The organism is Mesorhizobium sp. WSM4810, assembly GCF_055811235.1.
In genome coordinates this window covers 44,076-64,871 of record NZ_JBVVQV010000031.1, presented here as the reverse complement: position 1 = coordinate 64,871, position 20,796 = coordinate 44,076, and the positions used below count along the sequence as shown (strand labels likewise).

The following is a 20,796-nucleotide window of genomic DNA, read 5'->3' as shown; positions in this document are numbered from 1 at the left end:
CTGCCCAACAGCAATGCGGGTGGCGGCACGTTGAAGCTCTGCAGCGCCCTTACCTATCACCCCTATTTCTGCCGGCCCCCCCCCAGCTGGTGGGGGGCGGGGCCACCCCCCGCGCCGGTTTTCTATGGTGGAAGGAGTTCCTTGTGTGGAAGGGATTCCGGCTCGTGCGATGTGGCTCGATGCGATTCCCTTTGTCTCCGTGAAGCTCTAAACTCCGGCCCATGACCGAATCAAAATCCATGATCCTCGGCTGCGCCGGGAAATCGCTCACACGCGACGAAATCAGTTTCTATCGAAGCGAATGCCCGTGGGGATTCATCCTGTTTGCCCGCAACATCGGCGAGGCCGAGCAGATCCGCGATCTGGTCGCCGCGATGCGCGATTGTGTCGAGCGCCCGGACGCCCCGGTGTTCATCGACCAGGAAGGCGGCCGTGTGCAGCGCCTGCGGCCGCCGCTGGCACCGAATTATCCGGCCGGTGGCGCGCTCGGCGCCTTGTGGCGCAATGACCACGATGCCGGCAACCGCGCAGCATGGCTGATGGCGCGGCTGCATGCTTTCGACCTGCTGCGCTACGGCATCACGGCTGATTGCCTGCCGGTGCTCGACGTGCCGATCGAGGGCGCCAGCGACGTCATCGGCGCGCGCGCCTATGGCAAGGAGCCTCGTGCCGTCATCGAACTGGGCCGCGCCGCGGCGGAGGGCCTGATGTCGGGAGGCGTGCTGCCGGTGATGAAGCATATTCCCGGGCATGGACGGGCCTTTGCCGACACGCATTTCGAACTGCCGACCGTCGATGCCTCGATGAGCGACTTGCAGCGGCATGATTTCGCCCCGTTCAGGGAGCTCAATCATTTGCCGATGGCGATGACGGCGCATGTCGTCTACAGCGCGATCGACCCGAAGAACCCGGCCACCACCTCCGGCAAGGTCATCGACGAGATCATCCGCGGCGAAATCGGTTTCGACGGGCTGCTGATGAGCGACGACACCTCGATGAAGGCACTTTCTGGGGATTTCCCGACAAAGGCGGCTGCGATCCTTGCGGCGGGCTGCGATCTGGTCCTTCACTGCAACGGCGTTTTCGAGGAGATGGTCGGCATTGCGTCGCGCACAACGGGACTTGAAGGCACGTCGCTGCAACGCGCGCAACGGGCGCTGACCTATATCAAGAACCGCGATCAGGCTGATGAAGCCGAGATACGCGCCGAATTCGCCACCTATTTCGATGCGGTGGCCTAAACCATGATGCCGAAAGGTGGGAGCCGGTTTTTCGGAACAGATCACGGTCAAACAAGAAGATAGAAGCAAAGGACGCGACAGGAAGTGGCGGAAACATTGGACAGCAAGGCCGGCAAGGCCGCACCGATGGGCCGTCTTTGGGCCGAGAACGACGATTCTCGGCTGACCGGCGATCCCGCGCTGGTCGTCGATGTCGACGGTTTCGAGGGCCCGCTCGATCTTCTGCTGCATCTTGCCCGCAACCAGAAGGTCGATCTGTCGCGCATCTCGATCCTGGCGCTGGCCGAGCAATATCTGGCCTTCGTCGAGAAGGTGAGGGCGCTCAGGCTGGAACTTGCCGCCGACTACCTGGTGATGGCGGCGTGGCTGGCGTTTCTCAAGTCGAAGCTTTTGATCCCCAAGCAACCCGGCGACGACGGCGAAAGCGGCGAGGAACTGGCGGCGGTGCTGCAATTCCGGTTGAAGCGGCTGGAAGCGATGCGCGACGCGGCGGCACGCCTGGTCAACCGCAACCGGCTCGGGCGCGACGTGTTCGCCCGCGGCATGCCGGAAATGGTCATCGTCGAGAAACGCAACGCCTATTCGGCCTCGCTCTACGATCTGCTGACCGCCTATGCGGCGCAACGCCAGAAGCAGGCGATCACCAATGTGACGATCGCCAGGCGCGGTGTGTGGTCGCTCAAGGATGCGCGCGACATCCTGAACAGGCTGATCGGCACGCTTGCCGACTGGACGGCGCTGGACAGTTTCCTGGTCGAATATCTGACCGACCCGGACGAGCGGCGTACCGCGGTTGCCAGTTCGTTTGCGGCGACGCTGGAACTGGTGCGCGAAGGCAAAATGGAAATGCGGCAGGACGAGGTGTTCGCGCCGCTCTATCTGCGCGGCCGTGCGCAAGGCATCAGGGCAGTTGAGGTGGCATCATGAGCGAGCGCGGCAACGCTTCGGTCATTCCGTTCAAGGTCGACGACGAGACCGAAGACGGCGTGCTCGCCGATGTGCCGGCAGAAAGCCAGGCCCAGAACTTGTCCCAGAATCCTGGCGAGCGGCTGCATATGGCGGAAGCCGTGCGCATGGCCGAGGCGATCGTTTTCGCCAGCGCCGAGCCGGTCAGCGAAAAGCAGCTTGCTGGGCGCCTGCCCGACGGCATCAATATTGCCGCGGCGATGGCTGAATTGCAGCAGATTTATGCGCGGCGCGGCGTCAATCTGGTGCGCGTTGGCGATGCCTGGGCGTTCCGCACCGCCGGCGATCTCGCTTTCCTGATGAGCCGCGACACGGTGCAGCAGAAGAAGCTTTCCCGTGCGGCGCTCGAAGTGCTGGCGATCATCGCCTACCACCAGCCGGTGACGCGCGCCGAGATCGAGGATATCAGAGGCGTCGAGACCTCGAAGGGCACGCTGGACACGCTGATGGAGACCGAATGGGTGAAGATGCGCGGCCGGCGCCGCACGCCCGGCCGTCCCGTCACCTACGGCACCACCGACATCTTCCTCGACCATTTCGCGTTGGAGGAGATTCGCGATCTCCCAGGCATGGAGGAATTGAAGGGTGCCGGGCTGCTTTCGGGCCGCATGCCGTCGAATTTTTCCATTCCGATGCCGCCGGCCGACCCGGACGTGCTGACCGATGACGAGGATCCGCTGACCGACATCGACCTTGAGGAACTCGGCCTGTTGACGCCGCGTGTCGAGGAAGATTGACCGCAAACGACGTGCCGAAAGCGATGGTATTTAGCGGCTGCGCCGATAGGTAGCGGGCTGAGGCGCCGAAACTGCGTGACTTCGGCCACTCATTTATAAACTCTGTCGCGGTTGTGTTTGAATCCCGGCGCGAAAGCGCATAGATCATCGTCAGAGAAAACTTTCGAGAGAGATTGTTATGGGTTCATTTTCGATTTGGCATTGGCTGATCGTGCTGGTGATCGTGCTGCTGGTATTCGGTCGCGGCAAGATTCCCGAGCTGATGGGTGACATGGCCAAGGGTATCAAGAGCTTCAAGAAGGGCATCGCCGACGACGAGGTTGCCGAGGACAAGCGCACCGTCGAGCACCGTGCCGACGAAACTGTTTCGGCAGCGAAGGAAAAGGCCAGCAAGAGCTGAGCCCAAAACTTTAGTCGGAACGTATCGCCATGTTCGACATCGGCTGGACCGAGATGCTGGTGATCGCGATCGTCATGATCGTGGTCGTCGGGCCCAAGGATTTGCCCAAGATGCTGCGCACTTTTGGCCGCACGACGGCGAAGATGCGCGGCATGGCCGCCGACTTCCAGAAACAGTTCAACGATGCGCTGAAGGAGGCCGAGCTTGACGACGTCAAGAAGTCGGTCGATTCACTCAGAAGCCTCAACCCGGCCGCCGAGATCAGGAAACAGCTCAACCCGTTCGAGCAGGCGGCGGCCGACGTCCGTTCAGGCGTCGACGCGGTGATGAAGCCGAAGCCGGCCGCAGACCCGGTCGCGCCGGCTGCTTCGACGCCGCAGGATACCGAGCTGAACAATGGCGCGACGGTGCTGCCGGGCGTCGATGCCCCGGAAGCGGCGCCGGCGGCGCCGACCTTTCCGGCGATGACCGATGGTTCGGTGACACCGCCTGTCGCGACGGCGGCGCCGGCCGCATCGCCAAAGGCCTCGGCGGCGAAGACGGGTGCCGCGCCAGCGAAAGCGATGCCGGCCTCCAAGGCCGCAGCGAAGCCAGCGGCAAAACCTGCTGTGACAAAGACCGCGGCTAAAAAGGCCGAGCCGAAGCCCGCACCAGCAACGGTTAAGAAGCCGGCCGCAGCCGCCAAAAAGACGGCGGGAGCCGCCAAGTGAGCATTTCGGAAAAGGACGAGATCGACAAGTCGGCGGCTCCGCTGATGGAGCATCTGATCGAGTTGCGCCGGCGGCTGATGTGGTCGATCGGCGGGTTCTTCGTCGCCTTCCTGTTCTGCTTCTTCTTCGCCAAGCAGTTGTTCAACCTGCTGGTCATCCCGTTCAAATGGGCGACGCAATGGGCAGGGCTCGACCCGCACAAGGTCGAGCTGATCTACACGGCGCCGCAGGAATTCTTCTTCACCCAGGTCAAGCTGGCGATGTTCGGCGGCATGGTGATCGCCTTTCCGCTGATCGCCACCCAGATCTACAAATTCATCGCGCCCGGCCTCTACAAGAATGAACGCAACGCCTTCCTGCCGTTCCTGATCGCTTCGCCGATCCTGTTCCTGATGGGCGCGTCGCTGGTCTATTTCTTCTTCACGCCGATGGTGATGTGGTTCTTCCTCGCCATGCAGCAGGCCGGCACCGACGACCAGGTGCAGATTTCGCTGCTGCCGAAAGTGTCGGAATATCTCAGCCTGATCATGACGCTGATCTTCTCCTTCGGGCTGGTGTTCCAGTTGCCGGTGGTGACCAGCCTGATGACGCGGGTGGGCATGCTGTCGTCCGAGGCGCTGGTCGAAAAGCGCAAATGGGCAATCGTCATCGCTTTCGTCGTCGCGGCTATTCTGACGCCGCCCGACCCGATAAGCCAGATCGGCCTGGCCGTTCCCACGATCCTTCTCTACGAGGTCTCGATCTGGTCGGCCCGGCTGATCGAGCGCAGCAAGGAACGGGAACGTCTGGCGCGCGAGAAGCGGGAGGCTGCGGAAGCGGCGGCCGAGAAGCCGGCGGACGCGTCGTCGACCTAGCGGCATCGCCGTTATCTTGAGGTTTGCGGGACAGCGCGGGGCGCGAGGGAACTCGATCTTCACATCTTGCATCGGTCAAGGATGCGGTTTACGCCCCCTCTAGCCTACTTGAGGACGAACAGACCATGCTTGACATCAAATGGATTCGCGACAATCCGAAGGCCCTCGTCGAGGCGCTCCAGAAGCGCTCGTGGTCGGCTGCGGAGGCGGAGTCCACGGTCGATGATCTGATCGCCAGGGACGAGGCGCGGCGCGAACATCTGACCGAGCTGCAGACCAGGCAGGAGCGCCGCAACGCCGCCTCGAGAGAAATCGGGAACGCCATGCGCTCGGGCGACGCCGCCCTTGCCGAAAGACTGAAGGCCGAGGTCGGCGAGATCAAGGCCTTCATCCAGAACGGCGAGGCGCGCGAACGCGAGCTCGACAAGGCGCTGAACGACGCATCGGCGGTGCTGCCCAACGTGCCGTTCGACGACGTGCCGGTCGGCAAGGACGAGCACGACAACGTCGTCAAGCGCACCGTCGGCAAGGTGCCGGCCCGCCCGAACTGGGTGAAGGAGCATTTCGAGATCGGCGAAGCGCTCGGCATGATTGATTTTGAGCGGGCGGCGAAACTGTCCGGTTCGCGGTTCACGGTGCTCAAGGGCGGACTGGCACGGATGGAGCGCGCGCTCGGCCAGTTCATGCTGGACCTGCATACGACCGAGCATGGCTACGAGGAGGTCCAGCCGCCGCTGATGGTGCGCGACGAAGCGCTTTTCGGCACCGGGCAACTGCCGAAGTTCGAGGAGGATCTGTTCTTCGCCCCGCATGGGGACGGCAGGCTTGGCCTCATTCCCACCGCCGAAGTGCCGCTGACAAATCTCGTGCGCGAAGACATCACGCCGCATGAAAGACTGCCGCTGCGCTATACCGCGCTGACGCCGTGCTTCCGTTCGGAAGCGGGCTCGGCCGGGCGCGATACGCGCGGCATGCTGCGCCAGCACCAGTTCTACAAGGTCGAACTGGTGTCGATCACCGACCAGGACACCTCGCTTGCCGAGCACGATCGGATGACCGAATGCGCTGAGGAAGTGCTGAAGCGGCTCGGCCTGCCGTTCCGCACCGTGACGCTGTGCACCGGCGACATGGGCTTTAGCGCGCGCAAGACCTATGACATCGAGGTCTGGCTGCCGGGCCAGAACGCCTATCGCGAGATTTCGTCCTGCTCGGTCTGTGGCGATTTCCAGGCGCGGCGCATGGATGCCCGCTACAAGGATAAGGACGGCAAGGGCAACCGCTTCGTCCACACGCTGAACGGTTCCGGCACCGCCGTCGGCCGCGCCCTTATTGCCGTCATCGAAAACTACCAGAATGAGGATGGCAGCGTAACCATTCCTGAAGCGCTTCGGCCTTACATGGGCGGTCTGGAAAAGATCGAATCGAGATAATGCGCATCCTCCTGACCAATGATGACGGCATCCATGCCGAGGGCCTTGCATCGCTCGAACGCATCGCCCGCACGCTGTCGGATGATGTCTGGGTGGTGGCGCCGGAGCAGGATCAGTCCGGCTATGCGCATTCGCTGTCGATCTCGGAGCCGCTGCGCCTGAGAAAGATCGGCGAAAAGCACTTTGCCGTGCGCGGCACGCCGACCGACTGCGTCATCATGGGCGTAAAAAAAATCCTGCCCGCAGCACCAGACCTGATCCTGTCCGGGGTCAATTCCGGCGCCAACATCGCCGACGACGTCACCTATTCGGGCACCGTTGCCGGCGCCATGGAAGGCGCATTGCTCGGCGTGCGCTCGATCGCGCTCAGCCAGGCTTATTCCTATGTCGGCGAGGATCGCCTCGTCCCTTACGAGACCACCGAGGCGCTGGCGCCGGCGCTGCTCAAAAAACTGGTCGCCATGCCGCTGCCGGATGGCGTGCTGCTCAACGTCAATTTTCCGAATTGCCTTCCCGAAGAGATCGCCGGCACGGTGGTCACCTCGCAAGGCAAGCTCGTCCACAGCCTGTGGGTCGACGAGCGCCGCGACGGCCGCGGGCTTCCCTATTATTGGCTGCGCTTCGGCCGCGAGCCGGTCGAGGGCAAGCAAGGCACTGATCTCCATGCCATGCGCAACCGGCTGGTGTCGGTGACGCCGCTGCAGCTCGATCTCACAGCGCACGAAATCCGCGATCAACTGACCAAGGCGCTCGCATGAACCTGAACCATGGTCCGACGGCCGATGACCGCGAAGGCTTCGCCGCTTTCCTGCTCCGCCTGCGTGGCAAGGGCGTGGTGCCGAAGGCGCTGATCGCCGCCTTCGAGGCGACGCCGCGGCGCGGCTTCCTTTCCGCACCGTTCCATCCGATCGCCTGGTCGGACCGCATGCTGCCGATCGAATGCGGCGAGGCGATCGAGGGCGCCGATCTGCAAGCTGCGGTGATCGCAGCACTTGCCATCGAGCCGGGCAACCGCGTGCTCGAGATCGGCACCGGGTCGGGCTACACGGCGGCGGTGGTGTCGCGGCTCGCCGCGCGCGTCGTCACCATCGATCGCTACAAGACGCTGGTCGAGCAGGCCAAACAGCGCTTCGAGGCGCTCGGCATCGGCAATGTCATCGTGCGGCAGGCGGACGGCTCCAACGGACTGGCCAATGAAGCGCCGTTCGACCGTATCGTCGCGTGGGCGGCCTTCGACAGCCTGCCGCGCTTCCTGCTCGATCAATTGTCGAGCGGCGGCATCGTCATCGCCCCGATCGGACCCGAGGAGGGCGAGCAGGTGCTGGCCAAGCTGACCAAGGTCGGCAGCCGCTTCGAACGCGAGGACATCGGTCTCGTACGCCTGCAGCCGATCCTGCGCAGCGTGGCCGCCGTCATCTAGGATCCGTCGATATTCAGGTGTTGCCCGCAACTCACCTGTCTGGTCCGTCTCCGGCTTACCTCAGCTGAATCACGCCCGTCCAATGCAGCTTTAAATATTTTAAGAAAATTTGCGTCTGATTCTAGAGGTTTAACCGGCCGGTAACATTAACGCGCTTTAATCACGGTCAGTCTGTACCGGGTATCTGCGGGTAAATGCGATGCAATTCAGTATTTTGAAGGCAAACGGACGCAACCTGGCGCGGGGTATCGCCGTCCTGATGGTTGCGGGCACTACGGCGGGATGCAGTTCCCAGGTCTCGCGGTTCAACAGCGTCGACGATGTCTTCACGTCGTCGACAAACAACCAGCGCGCCATCATCGACAAGCAGGACGCCGCCCAGCCCTATCCCGGCGATGACGCGGCGGTTTCGGCCGCGCCGCTCGACGGCAGCCACACCCAGTCGGTAAGCCGTTCAAGCCTCGAACCGGTCACGACGCAGCAATTGCCGCCGGTCGACCAGGCGCAGCCGGCTACCGCGTCGGCGCCCGCCGCCAGTCCGGCCCGCACCGCTTCGGCGCCAGCCGCTCCCCGGGTCGACCGGACTGCGACCGGAACCGTGGCAAAGCCGTTCAAAGAGTCACAGCCCGATGCTCCGCGCATGGCGACGGCGGGCGGCGAACCGCGTGCAGCCGAGATCATCGTCAAGGACGGCGAGACCATTTCCGGCCTGTCGCGGCGCTACGGCGTGCCCGCCGACGCCCTGATGAAGGTCAATGGGCTAAGCGCGACCAACGGGCTGAAGACCGGCCAAAAGATCGTCATCCCGGCCTATGCCTATTCGGGCAAGAAACCGGCGCCGAAGCTTGCCGACGCCAAGCCTGCGAACGACACAAAACACGATGTGCCGGTCAAGGCGCCGGAGATGGTCGCCGTGCTGCCGCAGCAGCCCAAGCTCAAAGAGGGCAAGTCCACCGCGCAGGTGGATGCATCGGCCGCAGCAAGCCAGCCGAAGGACGCCGCACCCAAGGCGGCTGGTGCCGGTGGCTCCTACACCGTGCAGCAGGGCGATACGCTGTCGGCCATCGCCAGGAAGACCGGCGTCGGCGTGGTTGCGTTGAAGCAGGCGAACGGCATGCAGGACGGTCTGCTCAAGATCGGCCAGACATTGAAGGTGCCGGCCGGCGGAACCGCGACAGTTGCCAACGCCAAGCCGGCAAAGGTCGATCCGGTAACAACTGCCACCACCCCGCCTGCGGCGAAGACGACGCCGTCGGAAACGCTCGCCGCCTACACGCCGCCGAAGAAGGAAAAGGTCATCCAGCAGGCCGAGGACGACGACGCGGTCGCGCCGAACGCCACCGGTATCGGCAAGATGCGCTGGCCGGTGCGCGGCCGCGTGATCTCCAGTTTCGGCGGCGGCAAGGACGGTGTCGACATCGCCGTGCCGGAAGGAACGCCAGTCAAGGCGGCCGAGAACGGCGTCGTCATCTATGCCGGCGATGGCCTCAAGGAATTCGGCAATACGGTGCTGGTGCGCCACGAGAACGGTTTGGTCACAGTCTATGGTCACGCCCGTTCGATAGAGGTCCAGCGCGGCCAGAAGGTCAAGCGCGGCCAGGAAATCGCGCAGTCCGGCATGAGCGGCACCACCGACTCGCCGAAACTGCATTTCGAAGTGCGCAAGAATTCGGCGCCGGTCGATCCTTCGACCTATCTTGAATAAAGAAAGTCGATCCTTCGACCTATCTTGAATAGAACAAGAAAAGCGATTGCGGGCCGCCTGACCTCCAGTCCGGCCCGCCGGCTCAGCCCGCTCCGCAAGGGGCGGGCTTTTTCAGGGGCTTTTCCGGACCATGATCTTGTCAAAAACCGGGCTCCACGGTTCGGGATCATGGTCTAATCCTGGAGCGACTTGCCGAGCCGGCCTGCCAGATCCTGGGTGTACTGCCAGGCGACGCGGCCCGAACGGCTGCCGCGCGTCGTCGCCCATTCCAGCGCCTCGGCGCGCAGCGTCTCGGGATCGATGGCAAGTCGGTGATGGCGGACATATCCGTCGATCATGTCGAGATACTCGTCCTGCGAGCATTTGTGGAAGCCGAGCCAGAGGCCGAAACGGTCGGAGAGCGAGACTTTTTCCTCGACCGCTTCCGACGGGTTGATGGCGGTCGAGCGCTCATTGTCGATCATGTCGCGCGGCAAAAGGTGGCGCCGGTTCGACGTGGCGTAGAAGATCACATTGGCCGGGCGGCCCTCGACTCCGCCTTCGAGCGCCGCCTTCAGCGACTTGTAGGACGTGTCGTCGTGGTCGAATGAGAGGTCGTCGCAAAACAGGATAAAACGGTAAGGCGCTGCCTTCAGCAGCGCCATCAGCTTCGGCAGCGTGTCGATGTCCTCGCGGTGGATCTCGATGAGCTTGAGTGGCAGGTCCAGCTTTGCTGATGCGTTGACCGCCGCGTGCACGGCCTTGACCAGCGAGGATTTTCCCATGCCGCGTGCGCCCCACAACAGCACGTTGTTGGCTGCGTAACCGGACGCGAAACGCTCGGTGTTGTCGACCAGTATGTCGCGGACGCGGTCGACGCCGCGGATCAAACCGATGTCGACGCGGTTGACCTTGCGCACCGGCTCCAGATAGCCGGGATCAGCCTGCCAGACAAAGCAGTCGGCCCCGCCGAGATCGGTTTCCGGCACCGGAGGCGGGGCGAGGCGGGCGACCGCCTCGATCAGGCGGTCGAGCTTCCTGTTCAGGGCTTCGATGGTGCTGTCGGTCATTCTTGTCTTTTGTTTTTGCATTCACGAAGCAACGGAACCTATTGATTCCGGCGGTTTCGGAACCGGCTCCAACCTTTTGTTAGGGCACGATCTTTTTCGAGAACCGCGCTCCGTCTTTCGGGACCATGCTCTAACACGGCTCAACCAGCCGGAAAAGCAGCTGAAATGCTCGGCCGCAGTTGCATTGGCAACTTTACCGACTATATTCCGGCCAAATTTCACGGGGCCGCCAAATTACCCGTTTGGCGGCTGTTTTTCAAAATTCAGGAGTACTTCGATGTTCGTGACACCGGCATATGCCCAAGGCGTCGGCACCTCCCCGGATATGTTCATCAGCATTTTGCCGTTTGTCCTGATTTTCGTGATCATGTATTTTCTGATCATCCGGCCGCAGCGCACGCAGTTGAAGAAGCGCGGCGAGATGCTGGCGGCGGTGCGCCGCGGCGATACGGTCGTCACTGGCGGCGGTTTCGTCGGCAAGGTGACCAAGGTCATCGATGACAACGAGCTCGAGATCGATCTCGGCGGTGGCACCAAGGTAACGGCGCTGCGCTCGACGATCGCCGATGTGCGCGTCAAGGGCGAGCCAGTGGCGAACCAGAACGCCAAGAAATAAACCGATTGTCGGCGAACGATCTGCGGATACACCCAGACCGACAAACGCCATTTGCTGTATTTTCGCGCTTCAGGATGAACCTGATCTGGCTGGCCGCCGGTATCACGGGGCGCCAACGATCTCGTGATGCCATTGCGCGCTGGTCCCATGCCGGCAAGATTGACAATAGTTGAAGAAAGCCCGATGGCAGCATCAAAGTGAACTGCCTTGTGCTGACATCAACCTTTGTGCGGACCACGGCGAGCCAGTGGCGAACCAGAGCGCCTATAAATAACCCAATTCCAGGCGGAACGATCCGCCCGAATGCCGTGACGGACGACGCCATATGCTCTATTTCTCGCGCTTCAAGATGATCCTGATCTGGCTGGCCGTGGCCGCCACAGTGATCCTGGCTGCGCCCAATCTTTTTTCGGCAAGCACGGTCGCCAAGCTTCCCGACTGGGTGCCGAAGCGCCAGATGACGCTCGGCCTCGATCTGCAGGGCGGCTCGCATATCCTGCTCAGGATGGATCCGAACGATCTGATCAAGGATCGGCTGGAGACGACGCGCGACGAAATCAGGACGCGGCTGCGCGATGCCAAGATCGGATATACCGGCCTTGCCGGATCAGGCCGGGCCGTGCAGGTCCGCATCACCGATCCTGGTCAGGTCGAAGCCGCCAAGACGGCGCTGAAGACATTGACCGATCCGGTGGCCGCCGGCCTGTTCAGCGGCGGCTCCGTCCAGGAAATGTCGCTGGATGATACCGAGTCCGGTCTGCTCAAATTCGCCTTCACCGATGCCGGCATCAAATATCGCACGTCGACGGCGCTGGCGCAGTCGCTCGAAGTCGTCGAGCGCCGCGTCAACGAACTCGGCACCACCGAGCCGATCGTGCAACGCCAAGGCGACGACCGCATTCTGGTGCAGGTGCCGGGCCTGCAGGATCCGCAACGGCTGAAGGACATTCTAGGCCAGACCGCCAAGCTGACCTTCCAGATGGTCGACCAGTCGATGCCGGTGCAGGACGCGCTCAACGGTCGTCCACCGGCCGGATCCTCGGTGTTGTATTCGCAGGATGATCCGCCGGTTCCCTATCTGATCGAGAACCGCGTCATCGTTTCTGGCGAGAATCTCGTCGATGCGCAGGCGACGTACAATTCCCAGACCAATGAGCCGGTGGTTTCGTTCACGTTCGATTCCAAAGGGGCGGCGCGTTTCGGCCAGGCCACCTCGCAGAATGTCGGCAAGCTGTTTGCCATCATCCTCGACAATCAGGTGATTTCGGCACCGCAGATCCGCGAACCGATCCTTGGCGGCAGCGGCCAGATCTCAGGCAATTTCACCGCCGAGAGCGCCAACGATCTCGCCGTGCTGTTGCGTGCCGGCGCGCTGCCGGCGACGCTGACGGTGATCGAAGAGCGCACGGTAGGCCCTGGGCTCGGCGAAGATTCCATTCACGCCGGCAAGGTTGCCGGCGTGATCGGCTCCATCCTCGTCGTCGTGTTCATGTTCGTGGCCTATGGCTTTCTCGGCTTCATTGCCAACATCGCGCTGGCGGTGCATGTCGCGATGATCATCGGGTTGTTGTCATTGCTTGGCGCGACACTGACATTGCCCGGCATCGCCGGCATCGTGCTGACCATCGGCATGGCGGTCGATTCAAACGTTCTCATCTACGAGCGCATCCGCGAGGAGCGACGAAACGGCCGCTCGGTAATCCAGGCGATCGACACGGGCTTTTCCAAAGCGCTGGCGACCATCGTCGATTCGAACGTCACCTCGCTGATCGCGACCGTGGTGCTGTTCTGGCTCGGGACCGGGCCGGTGAAGGGCTTTGCCGTAACCTTCGCCATCGGCATTCTGACCACCGTTTTCACCGCCTTCACCTTCACCCGCCTGCTGGTGTCGATCTGGCTTCGCCGCGCCCGCCCGAAGGAATTGCCGCGCGCGCCGGTGACCTTCGTCCCGCCGGGCACGCGAATTCCGTTCATGGGCATCCGCCGCTGGACATTCGCGCTGTCCAGCGTGCTGTCGATCCTGGCGGTCGTGCTGTTCATGACCGTCGACATCAATTACGGCATCGACTTCAAGGGCGGTTCGCTGATCGAGGTCCAGGCCAAGGATGGCACCGCCGATATTGCCGACATCCGCGGCAGGCTTTCGGAACTCAATATCGGCGAAGTGCAGGTGCAGCAGTTCGGCGACCCGAACGACGTCTTGATCCGCGTCGGCACGCAGGAGGGCGGCGAGAACGCCGAACAGACCGTCATCGACAAGGTGCGTGGCGAGTTGCAGGACCATTACGATTTCCGCCGCGTCGAGGTGGTGGGACCGACGGTTTCCGGCGAGCTTGCCAAGCAAGGCACCATCGCCATGCTGATCGCGCTGCTCGGAATCCTGGTCTATGTCTGGTTCCGCTTCGAATGGCAGTTCGCGGTCGGCGCCATCATCGCCACGGTCCACGATGTGGTCATGACCATCGGCTTCTTTGTCATCACCGGTCTCGAATTCAACCAATCGTCGCTTGCGGCGATACTCACCATCATCGGCTATTCGCTCAATGACACGATCGTCGTCTATGACCGTGTTCGCGAAGACTTGCGAAAATACAAGAGGATGCCGTTGCCACAATTGTTGAACAACGCCATCAACGAGACGCTGTCGCGAACGACGCTGACCGCGGTGACGACGATGCTCGCGCTGCTGGCGCTGGTGCTATTCGGCGGCGAGGTGATCCGCTCGTTCACGCTGGCGATGCTGTTCGGCGTCGTCTTCGGAACCTATTCGTCGATTTTCATCGCCGCGCCATTGCTCATCCTGTTCAAGCTGCGGCCGGAAACCGCGACGGCCGATGTGGAGAAGCCGGTGAGCGGCGGCAAAGCCATAGCAACCTGACGGGCGGCCAGCGGGATGACCAAAGGCATTGTCATCCGTGAAGCGCATTTCCCCGGCCGTGCGCCGATCGAGGCCTATGGCAATGGCGGGTTTCGGTTCGCCGACATGTCGCATCGCGGCTCGCTCCTGTGCCTGCCGTCGGGCATCTATGGCTGGGAGCCGGCTGATCCCCTGGCACTGACGGCGGCGGATTTCGCCAAGCTGCTCAACGAGGCTGACCAGGTCGAGATCCTGCTGGTCGGCGCCGGCAAGGATCTCAGGCCGTTGCCGGCGGCGCTGCGTGCTGTGTTGAAGGCGGCGGGCATTGCGGCCGATCCGATGTCGACTGGTGCTGCCGTGCGGACCTACAATGTTCTCCTGGCGGAAAACCGTGCGGTGGCCGCCGCGCTGATTGCCGTCGAGTGACGTGAGCGAAAACGCCAAAATCGTCATGGAAACGGTGCGCGCCGCCGACCATGATCGCTATGTTTGCGCGCTCTATGCGCCCGAGGACAAGCGTGACGCGCTATTTTCGCTCTATGCCTTCAATGCCGAGATATCAGGCATTCGCGACCGTATCCGCGAGGCACTGCCCGGCGAGGTGCGACTGCAATGGTGGCGCGATGTCATCGCCGCCGAGGACGCCGGGGTAGGCACAGGCCATCCCGTCGCCGACGCGTTGAAGGCGACGATTTCCGCCCATCACCTGCCGAAGCCCGCCTTCGAGAACATGCTCGAAGCCCGTATTTTCGATCTCTATGACGACCCCATGCCGTCGCGCACCGATCTGGAAGGCTATTGCGGCGAGACAGCAGCGGCGCTCATCCAGCTTGCAGCGATGGTGCTCGATCCCGTCGAAGCGCCGCGTTTCGCCGAACTTGCGGGCAGGGCAGGTTGCGCACAAGCGATGACCGGCCTTTTGCTGCTGCTGCCATTGCATCGCAAGCGTGGGCAATGCTTTGTCCCGGCCGACATTCTGGCCGCGGCAGGATCGTCTTCCGGGGAGTTCGTTGCGGGCGATGACGGGCCTGGAGCAAAACGCGCTGTCGCCGCGATGATCGCGCTGGCGCAAGAACATCTTGCAGCATTCGAGCAGGGCGCAGCGTCGTTGCCGGATTCGCTCAGACCAGCATTTTTGCCGCTGGCCTTGTCGCGCGCCTATCTCGGCAAGATGGAAAGTTCTCGTCAGTCACCTCTGAACGAGGTGGCGCGGCTCTCGGCCTGGCGCCGGCATTTTCTGTTGTTGCGCCGCGCGACGCGAGGCTGGCCGGACGCCTGAAGGCTGCCAAGCATGAAGGAATCCGGAAAGCTGGAACTATCACGGCAGCCGTAGACGTCTGTCACGATGGGTCGCTCGATCCGCCATCGCGCATCAGCGCCTCGTAGTCGCGACCGCCATGGAAGATGTTGACGATGCGGACGACATCGTCATCGACAACGTAAGCGATGATGGCAGAGTGCTCGAACGGCACTGTTTGCAATCCCGGCGCAATGTCATCGCGCGACCGGCCACCCCGAGGCGCATTGCCGATGCTCTGGCAGCGGTCTTCGATACGCAAGACGAATTTCAGCGCAACTTCCGGACTTTCGCCAGCCTCTACGATGTTCCTGAAAATGTCGGCCAGATCATTCCTGGCGGTTTCTCGATACTCGACTTCAAGCCGCTGAATCATCAGAACGGCTCGAAAGTCGGGCGACGAATCCCCGAAGGTGAGCGCGAACCTCTTCTCCTGAATAGCCCGGCCTTGTATCCTCGATCGATGCCTTCACGCGCGCCCTGATCGAGGCCATGCGCTCGGCATGCTCTTCCTCCTCGCGCTGGAAGGCGCGAAGGGCTGCACGGATGACCTCGCTCGCCGATCCAAAGGTGCCATCCTCGACTTTTTCGCGGATCATGCGCGCCATGGCGGGCGTGACAGTGACGGACAGTTTCTCTGCGGGTTCCATGGAATTGCTCCCTATAGTAGGATATTATCCTACTCTCCTGTCGACCGATCGACAAGGACAGACAGGCGGGCTACTCCGCCGCTTCCGCCTGGGAAGGCAGCCCCAGCCATTCGCGGCAGGCGGCCAGCGCGCGCGATGTCACCGCACGCCGCTTGGCGACGGTCTTGTCCTTGCCGCGCAGGCGTTTTCCCTCCGCTTTCGGCGCTTCCACCGGAGGGAACAAGCCGAAATTGATGTTCATCGGCTGGAATGAGCGCTTTCCCGGCTCGTCGTCGGAAACGATATGACCGCCGGTAATATGGTTGAGCAGCGCGCCAAAGGCTGTGGTCATCGGCGGCAGCGCCGGCGCGTGGCCCAACCGCTCGGCGGCGGCAAAGCGCCCGGCAAGCAGGCCGATGGCGGCACTTTCGACATAGCCCTCGCAGCCGGTGATCTGGCCGGCGAAGCGCAGGCCGGGCCGTGATTTCAACTGCAGCGATTGGTCAAGCAACGTCGGCGAATTGATATAGGTGTTGCGGTGCAGGCCGCCGAGGCGGGCAAACTCGGCGTTTTCGAGGCCCGGGATGGTGCGGAACACGCGAACCTGCTCGGCGTGCTTCAGCTTGGTCTGGAAACCGACCATGTTGTAGAGCGTGCCCAGCGCATTGTCCTGGCGAAGCTGCACGACGGCATAGGCCTTTACCGACGGATTGTGCGCATTGGTCAGCCCCATCGGCTTCATCGGCCCATGGCGCAGCGTCTCGACGCCGCGCTCGGCCATGATCTCGATCGGCAGGCAGCCGTCGAAATAGGGCGTGCCTTCCCATTGCTTGAATTCGGTCTTTTGGCCGTCGACAAGCGCCTGCACGAAGGCAAGATATTGCTCCTTGTCCATCGGACAGTTGATGTAATCCTTGCCGGTGCCGCCAGGTCCGACCTTGTCGTAGCGCGACTGGAACCAGCAGATGTCCATGTCGATCGTGTCGAAATGGATGATCGGCGCGATGGCGTCGAAGAAGGCGAGCGCATCGGCGCCGGTCACTTCCGCGATCGATTGGGCGAGCCCAGGTGCGGTCAGCGGGCCGGTGGCGATGATCGCCTGGTCCCAATCCGCCGGCGGCAGGCCGAGCACTTCCTCGCGCTGGATGGTGATGAGCGGGTGCGCTTCGAGCTTTCTTGTCACCGCTCCGGAAAACCCGTCGCGGTCGACAGCCAGCGCTCCGCCGGCCGGCACCTGGTGCGCGTCGCCGGCGCTCATGATCAGCGAACCGGCCAGCCGCATTTCGGCGTGCAGCAGGCCGACGGCGTTGGTCTGCGCATCGTCGGAGCGGAAGGAATTGGAACAGACGAGTTCGGCCAATCCATCCGTCTTGTGCGCATCGGTGCCGCGGATGGGACGCATTTCATGCAGCACGACGGGAACGCCGGCTTCGGCCGCCTGCCAGGCGGCTTCAGAACCGGCCAGGCCACCGCCGATGACGTGAATGGGATTCTTGTTCATGAGCGCCGAAATAATCCTTTGTAGCTGCGATTGCAATTACAGGAGCCGGCCGTGTCGGCCGCGTTGTTGCCGCCAAGCGCTGCAATCGTCTACTGTCGGAGAATGGACGGGGTGCTTGGGATGTTTGCCAGAGCGACATTTCTGACAGTCGTGATCGCCGTGGGTGGATCAGCGGCCGCCGGCGAACTGGCCGCGACGGCTTCCAAGCGGATCCCCATCTGCCACGGCTACAGTTGCAACTATCGCACGATGCTGGCGCTTGGCCCCGGTGACGGCGCGCGTTTCCGCTCTATCCTGCGTGCCGGCGCCGGTTCGCCCCAAGCCGAGCGTGCGGCTATTTCGAAGGCTGTTCGCTATTTCGAGCAGCGCATTTTCCGGGCCACCGGCATTCGCGATCTGCCGCAGTCGGAATTCGGCGCATCGCGCATCAGGGGCCAGATGGATTGTGTCGACGAATCGACCAATACCCATGCGCTGCTGGTCTATCTTGCCGAGCGAAAATTGCTCAGGTTCCACAAGGTCGAGGACAAGGCCTCGCGAGGCTTGTTTGTCGACGGGCGCTATCCCCATTGGACGGCGGTGATCAGCGACCGCAGAGGCACCGAGTGGGTGGTGGATTCCTGGTATGCGCCGATGGGCGGCGCACCGGACATTTTTCCGCTCAGCCAGTGGAAGAAGAGGGGCGTGCTGGAAAGCGGTGCGCTCGACTGACGACAGGGACTTCCCCGCCAGGACGAATTCCCAGAACGATTCTCAGAGTGTGCGTCGACCCTGAAAAAGCAACAACACCCGCCGGGGGAGGATCCGGCGGGTGTCGTTTTGCTGGTCGATCCTCGGGAGGAGGTGAAGATCGACCGTATTCGCCATCGCCGGGGAGGAGGTCGGCTTTGACGAAATTCCTTTCGCCTGATGAAAGGGGGCGAACCCTTTTGGACGAAATCGCTTCGCCCTGGGGAAACAGCGCCCGCCGCGGGAGGAGGTGCGGCGAGCGCCGTTTTTGTGGTCAACCCTCGGGAGGAGGTGAAGGCTGACCGTATCCGTCAGGGTCGGGGAGGAGGTCGACCCTGGCGAAATTCTGACTAGATCGCCTTGCGGGCGATGCTCTTGATCTCTTCGCGGACGATGCCGAGATCATGCAGCTGGCGGTTCGAAAGGCGACCCAGCTCGGTAACCGTCGAGCGATAAACGCGCCAGTTACGATAGTTGCGGATCAGGTTCATTGTCGTTCTCTTTTCAAGTCAAACTGGTTCGGACCATTTGCGGTCCGAAGAGGATTAGACCGCCTTGCGGGCGACGTAGTGGATGTCGCTGCGGCTGATGCCGAGGTCGGTCAGTTCGCGGTTGCTCAGGCGGCTCAGCTCGGAAACGGTGTCCCGGTAGCGGCGCCAGTTGCGGTAGTTGCGGATCAGGTTCATGGTATTCTCGTTTCGTCTTTCTTCCGGATCATTCCGTCTTTGTGTACGACCGGAAGATAGGTCGGGTCATATCGATTTAAAAGCGCTATTGGTGCATAGCAGCAATGCAAATTGTGCAATGCACAATCACCGGCAATTCTCGTCTTCGACATAGATAGGCCCCAATCGGAAAATGCCGTAGCGTCAACGGTTTGTCCGGGTCGGCTGAAGAAACGACCAAGCTGGAGGAGAAAGGCATGGCGAGCTATTCGTCGCGGGTCAGGGCTGATATCGCACGATGGCTGCAGGCTGACCTGATCGACGCCTCGACGGCCGACGCGCTGAGGCGCGACGTCGAGGCCAATGAGCGCAAATCACTGAGCTTCGGCTCGATCCTGGCGATGATGGCGGCGCTGCTTTTTGGTGCGGCCGTCCTGATCTTCGTCGCCGCCAACTGGGAAGCCATCCCGCGGCTGGCGCGGGTGGCAGCGCTCTTCGCTATCATCTTCGCCGGCTATGTCGGCGGCGCCGTGTTGAAGACACGCGACCATGCTGCAATCGGCGAGGCACTCTGGATCGTCGCCGCAGCGGCATTTGGCGGATCGATCGCGCTGATCGGCCAGATGTACCATTTGTCCGGCGACGAAGCGTCGGCCCTGATCACCTGGGGCGCGGGCACCGCCCTGGCGGCAGTCGCGCTGCGCTCGAACCTGCTGACCGTCGCTTCTGTCGGCATTGCCGACGCGTGGCTGTTCCTGAGAGGGTTCGATTATTTCAGGCGCACGGAATTTCCGCACCTCTTCGTCGCCATGGCGATCGTGTTGTTCGCCATTTCGTTCTGGACCCGCAGCCAGGCGGCGCGGCATCTGATCATCCTGTCGGTCATCTTCTATCTCGTGCTGTTGTTTACGGAATACGAAACGCTGCAGGTCGCCGTCCCGCTCATTGTCGTGTCGGCGCTGCTTTTCGCGGCTGCGATCTTCGCTGCCGAGCCCGTCGACCGGATATCGCAGCTTGGCGGCCGTCTGCCCTTGCACGCGCTGATCGGGTTTCTCACCGGCCTGGCGATGATCCAGTTCGAACTGGCCAGTGAAAGCAATAACAGCGGCTTTGGCATTGCCTCGGCCATTGCGCTTGCCGGCATTGTCGCGGCAATCGTGCTGGGCGGCCGCGAGAGCAGGGGCTTGCGCTGGGTTGCCTATGCCGGCTTCGCCTTCGAACTCGCCATCATCTATGTGGTGATGCTGCAGTCGATGCTCGACACGGCAGGCTTCTTCCTTGCAGCCGCTGTGCTTCTTGGCCTGCTTGCCCTTGTCATCCTCCGCGTGGAGAAGCGCATGAGGCTCCCGAGCGTAGAAGGAGCAGCGGCATGATGACCGGCAAAAAACTGATCATTTCAGCGCTGGTGCTGGCGTTCGTCCAGATCGGCTTCCTGATGTGGATCATCGCCGGCCGGGCGGCGATCCTGCGCGACGGCAAGCAGGTGCTGCTGAGGGTCGAACCGATCGATCCGCGCGATCTGCTGCGCGGCGACTACATTATACTCAGCTATGATATTTCGCGCCTGCCGGTGAAGCTGATCGCCAACGTTCCGACCGGCAAGCTGACGAGCGACGATACGCCGATCGTTGTCAGGCTGAGACAGGGCGCCGGCGGCTATTGGGGCGCAACCACGGCCTGGTTCGGGCAAGCGCCTGGGCCGGCAGCATCCGATGCAGTCGATATCGTCGGGAATGTGTCAGAAGGGTGGGATCTCAGCGCAGCCACGACGATCGCGCCGAATTACGGCATCGAGCGCTTCTATCTGCCGGAAGGCGAGGGGATGGCGATCCAGAACGACATGCGGGTGCGGCCGTTCGGCGTCCGCGTCGCAATCGCAGCCGATGGCGCCGCGCAGATCAAGGCGCTGATGGACGGCGACAAGACGCTGTTCGAGGAACCACTTTATTAGAATTGGCCCGGATTAGAATTGGGAAAGCGTGGCCGCTCG

23 protein-coding genes are annotated in these 20,796 nt (G+C 62.5%); 17 read left to right on the top strand and 6 right to left on the bottom strand.

Translation table 11 applies throughout. The features are described from left to right. Window positions 1-221: 221 nt before the first annotated feature. The 10 genes from nagZ (at window position 222) to AC0L3O_RS30360 (ending at window position 9,463) form a co-directional block, all read left to right on the top strand. Window positions 222-1,241 (top strand): beta-N-acetylhexosaminidase, encoded by a 1,020-nt coding sequence (nagZ, locus tag AC0L3O_RS30405; protein ID WP_287304074.1) that lies wholly within the window; start codon window positions 222-224, stop codon window positions 1,239-1,241. A 126-nt stretch (window positions 1,242-1,367) separates the two neighbouring features. Then, window positions 1,368-2,168 carry a segregation and condensation protein A gene (locus AC0L3O_RS30400; protein WP_473534269.1) on the top strand — a complete coding sequence of 267 codons (801 nt, stop codon included), beginning with the start codon at window positions 1,368-1,370 and terminating at the stop codon, window positions 2,166-2,168. Further along, the gene (scpB, locus tag AC0L3O_RS30395) at window positions 2,165-2,944 is read left to right on the top strand and encodes an SMC-Scp complex subunit ScpB (protein ID WP_473533970.1); all 780 of its coding nucleotides are present in this window, start codon (window positions 2,165-2,167) and stop codon (window positions 2,942-2,944) included. Before AC0L3O_RS30400 ends, scpB begins: the two co-directional genes overlap by 4 nt. 178 nt (window positions 2,945-3,122) lie before the next feature. After that, window positions 3,123-3,344, top strand: a complete 222-nt coding sequence (locus tag AC0L3O_RS30390) for a twin-arginine translocase TatA/TatE family subunit (protein WP_023802572.1) — start codon at window positions 3,123-3,125, stop codon at window positions 3,342-3,344. A gap of 29 nt (window positions 3,345-3,373) precedes the next feature. Next, window positions 3,374-4,054 (top strand): Sec-independent protein translocase protein TatB, encoded by a 681-nt coding sequence (gene tatB / locus AC0L3O_RS30385; protein WP_287229317.1) that lies wholly within the window; start codon window positions 3,374-3,376, stop codon window positions 4,052-4,054. A 44-nt stretch (window positions 4,055-4,098) separates the two neighbouring features. Then, a complete protein-coding gene (gene tatC, locus AC0L3O_RS30380; RefSeq protein ID WP_051407946.1) occupies window positions 4,099-4,908 on the top strand; it encodes a twin-arginine translocase subunit TatC in 810 nt (269 codons plus the stop codon). A 125-nt stretch (window positions 4,909-5,033) separates the two neighbouring features. After that, complete coding sequence (gene serS / locus AC0L3O_RS30375; RefSeq protein ID WP_473533969.1) at window positions 5,034-6,338, top strand: serine--tRNA ligase; 1,305 nt, start codon at window positions 5,034-5,036, stop codon at window positions 6,336-6,338. Continuing rightward, window positions 6,338-7,096 carry a 5'/3'-nucleotidase SurE gene (gene surE / locus AC0L3O_RS30370; RefSeq protein ID WP_027156218.1) on the top strand — a complete coding sequence of 253 codons (759 nt, stop codon included), beginning with the start codon at window positions 6,338-6,340 and terminating at the stop codon, window positions 7,094-7,096. The genes serS and surE overlap by 1 nt, the downstream gene beginning before the upstream one ends. After that, complete coding sequence (locus AC0L3O_RS30365; RefSeq protein ID WP_473533968.1) at window positions 7,093-7,758, top strand: protein-L-isoaspartate(D-aspartate) O-methyltransferase; 666 nt, start codon at window positions 7,093-7,095, stop codon at window positions 7,756-7,758. Before surE ends, AC0L3O_RS30365 begins: the two co-directional genes overlap by 4 nt. A gap of 199 nt (window positions 7,759-7,957) precedes the next feature. Continuing rightward, window positions 7,958-9,463, top strand: a complete 1,506-nt coding sequence (locus AC0L3O_RS30360; RefSeq protein WP_473533967.1) for a peptidoglycan DD-metalloendopeptidase family protein — start codon at window positions 7,958-7,960, stop codon at window positions 9,461-9,463. 173 nt (window positions 9,464-9,636) lie between these two features. Here the strand turns inward: AC0L3O_RS30360 and AC0L3O_RS30355 are convergent, their stop codons facing one another. Then, window positions 9,637-10,512: an ATP-binding protein gene (locus AC0L3O_RS30355; RefSeq protein ID WP_473533966.1), complete on the bottom strand. Its 876-nt coding sequence runs from the start codon at window positions 10,510-10,512 to the stop codon at window positions 9,637-9,639. Window positions 10,513-10,789: 277 nt separating this feature from the next. Here AC0L3O_RS30355 and yajC point away from each other — a divergent pair, with 277 nt between their 5' ends. The 4 genes from yajC to AC0L3O_RS30335 all read left to right on the top strand — a co-directional run bounded on the left by yajC (window position 10,790) and on the right by AC0L3O_RS30335 (window position 15,264). Then, a complete protein-coding gene (yajC, locus tag AC0L3O_RS30350; RefSeq protein ID WP_023802565.1) occupies window positions 10,790-11,128 on the top strand; it encodes a preprotein translocase subunit YajC in 339 nt (112 codons plus the stop codon). Between the two features lie 325 nt (window positions 11,129-11,453). Then, the gene (gene secDF / locus AC0L3O_RS30345) at window positions 11,454-14,006 is read left to right on the top strand and encodes a protein translocase subunit SecDF (protein WP_473617441.1); all 2,553 of its coding nucleotides are present in this window, start codon (window positions 11,454-11,456) and stop codon (window positions 14,004-14,006) included. Between the two features lie 15 nt (window positions 14,007-14,021). Then, window positions 14,022-14,411, top strand: a complete 390-nt coding sequence (locus tag AC0L3O_RS30340) for an Mth938-like domain-containing protein (protein WP_023802563.1) — start codon at window positions 14,022-14,024, stop codon at window positions 14,409-14,411. Between the two features lies 1 nt (window position 14,412). Beyond that, window positions 14,413-15,264 carry a phytoene/squalene synthase family protein gene (locus AC0L3O_RS30335; protein WP_473617439.1) on the top strand — a complete coding sequence of 284 codons (852 nt, stop codon included), beginning with the start codon at window positions 14,413-14,415 and terminating at the stop codon, window positions 15,262-15,264. A gap of 61 nt (window positions 15,265-15,325) precedes the next feature. Here AC0L3O_RS30335 and AC0L3O_RS30330 read toward each other — a convergent pair whose 3' ends face one another. The 3 genes from AC0L3O_RS30330 to trmFO form a co-directional block, all read right to left on the bottom strand. Then, window positions 15,326-15,658, bottom strand: coding sequence for a type II toxin-antitoxin system RelE/ParE family toxin (locus AC0L3O_RS30330; protein ID WP_473617438.1), 333 nt, complete (start codon window positions 15,656-15,658; stop codon window positions 15,326-15,328). Further along, window positions 15,642-15,932, bottom strand: coding sequence for a type II toxin-antitoxin system ParD family antitoxin (locus AC0L3O_RS30325; RefSeq protein WP_236388706.1), 291 nt, complete (start codon window positions 15,930-15,932; stop codon window positions 15,642-15,644). The genes AC0L3O_RS30330 and AC0L3O_RS30325 overlap by 17 nt, the downstream gene beginning before the upstream one ends. 70 nt (window positions 15,933-16,002) lie before the next feature. Continuing rightward, window positions 16,003-17,412: a methylenetetrahydrofolate--tRNA-(uracil(54)-C(5))-methyltransferase (FADH(2)-oxidizing) TrmFO gene (gene trmFO, locus AC0L3O_RS30320; protein WP_473533964.1), complete on the bottom strand. Its 1,410-nt coding sequence runs from the start codon at window positions 17,410-17,412 to the stop codon at window positions 16,003-16,005. Between the two features lie 120 nt (window positions 17,413-17,532). On the opposite strand from trmFO, the gene AC0L3O_RS30315 reads away from it, so the two are divergent. Beyond that, window positions 17,533-18,123 (top strand): hypothetical protein, encoded by a 591-nt coding sequence (locus tag AC0L3O_RS30315; RefSeq protein ID WP_287229329.1) that lies wholly within the window; start codon window positions 17,533-17,535, stop codon window positions 18,121-18,123. Window positions 18,124-18,491: 368 nt separating this feature from the next. On the opposite strand, the gene AC0L3O_RS30310 is transcribed toward AC0L3O_RS30315, so the two are convergent. Both AC0L3O_RS30310 and AC0L3O_RS30305 read right to left on the bottom strand, forming a co-directional pair. Further along, window positions 18,492-18,632: a DUF1127 domain-containing protein gene (locus AC0L3O_RS30310; RefSeq protein ID WP_023802557.1), complete on the bottom strand. Its 141-nt coding sequence runs from the start codon at window positions 18,630-18,632 to the stop codon at window positions 18,492-18,494. Between the two features lie 54 nt (window positions 18,633-18,686). Then, on the bottom strand, window positions 18,687-18,827 hold the full coding sequence (locus AC0L3O_RS30305; protein ID WP_006335194.1) for a DUF1127 domain-containing protein: 141 nt from the start codon (window positions 18,825-18,827) through the stop codon (window positions 18,687-18,689). A 236-nt stretch (window positions 18,828-19,063) separates the two neighbouring features. On the opposite strand from AC0L3O_RS30305, the gene AC0L3O_RS30300 reads away from it, so the two are divergent. Both AC0L3O_RS30300 and AC0L3O_RS30295 read left to right on the top strand, forming a co-directional pair. Continuing rightward, a complete protein-coding gene (locus AC0L3O_RS30300) occupies window positions 19,064-20,179 on the top strand; it encodes a DUF2157 domain-containing protein (RefSeq protein WP_473533963.1) in 1,116 nt (371 codons plus the stop codon). Then, on the top strand, window positions 20,176-20,757 hold the full coding sequence (locus AC0L3O_RS30295) for a GDYXXLXY domain-containing protein (protein ID WP_473533962.1): 582 nt from the start codon (window positions 20,176-20,178) through the stop codon (window positions 20,755-20,757). Before AC0L3O_RS30300 ends, AC0L3O_RS30295 begins: the two co-directional genes overlap by 4 nt. The last annotated feature ends 39 nt before the right edge of the window (window positions 20,758-20,796 follow it).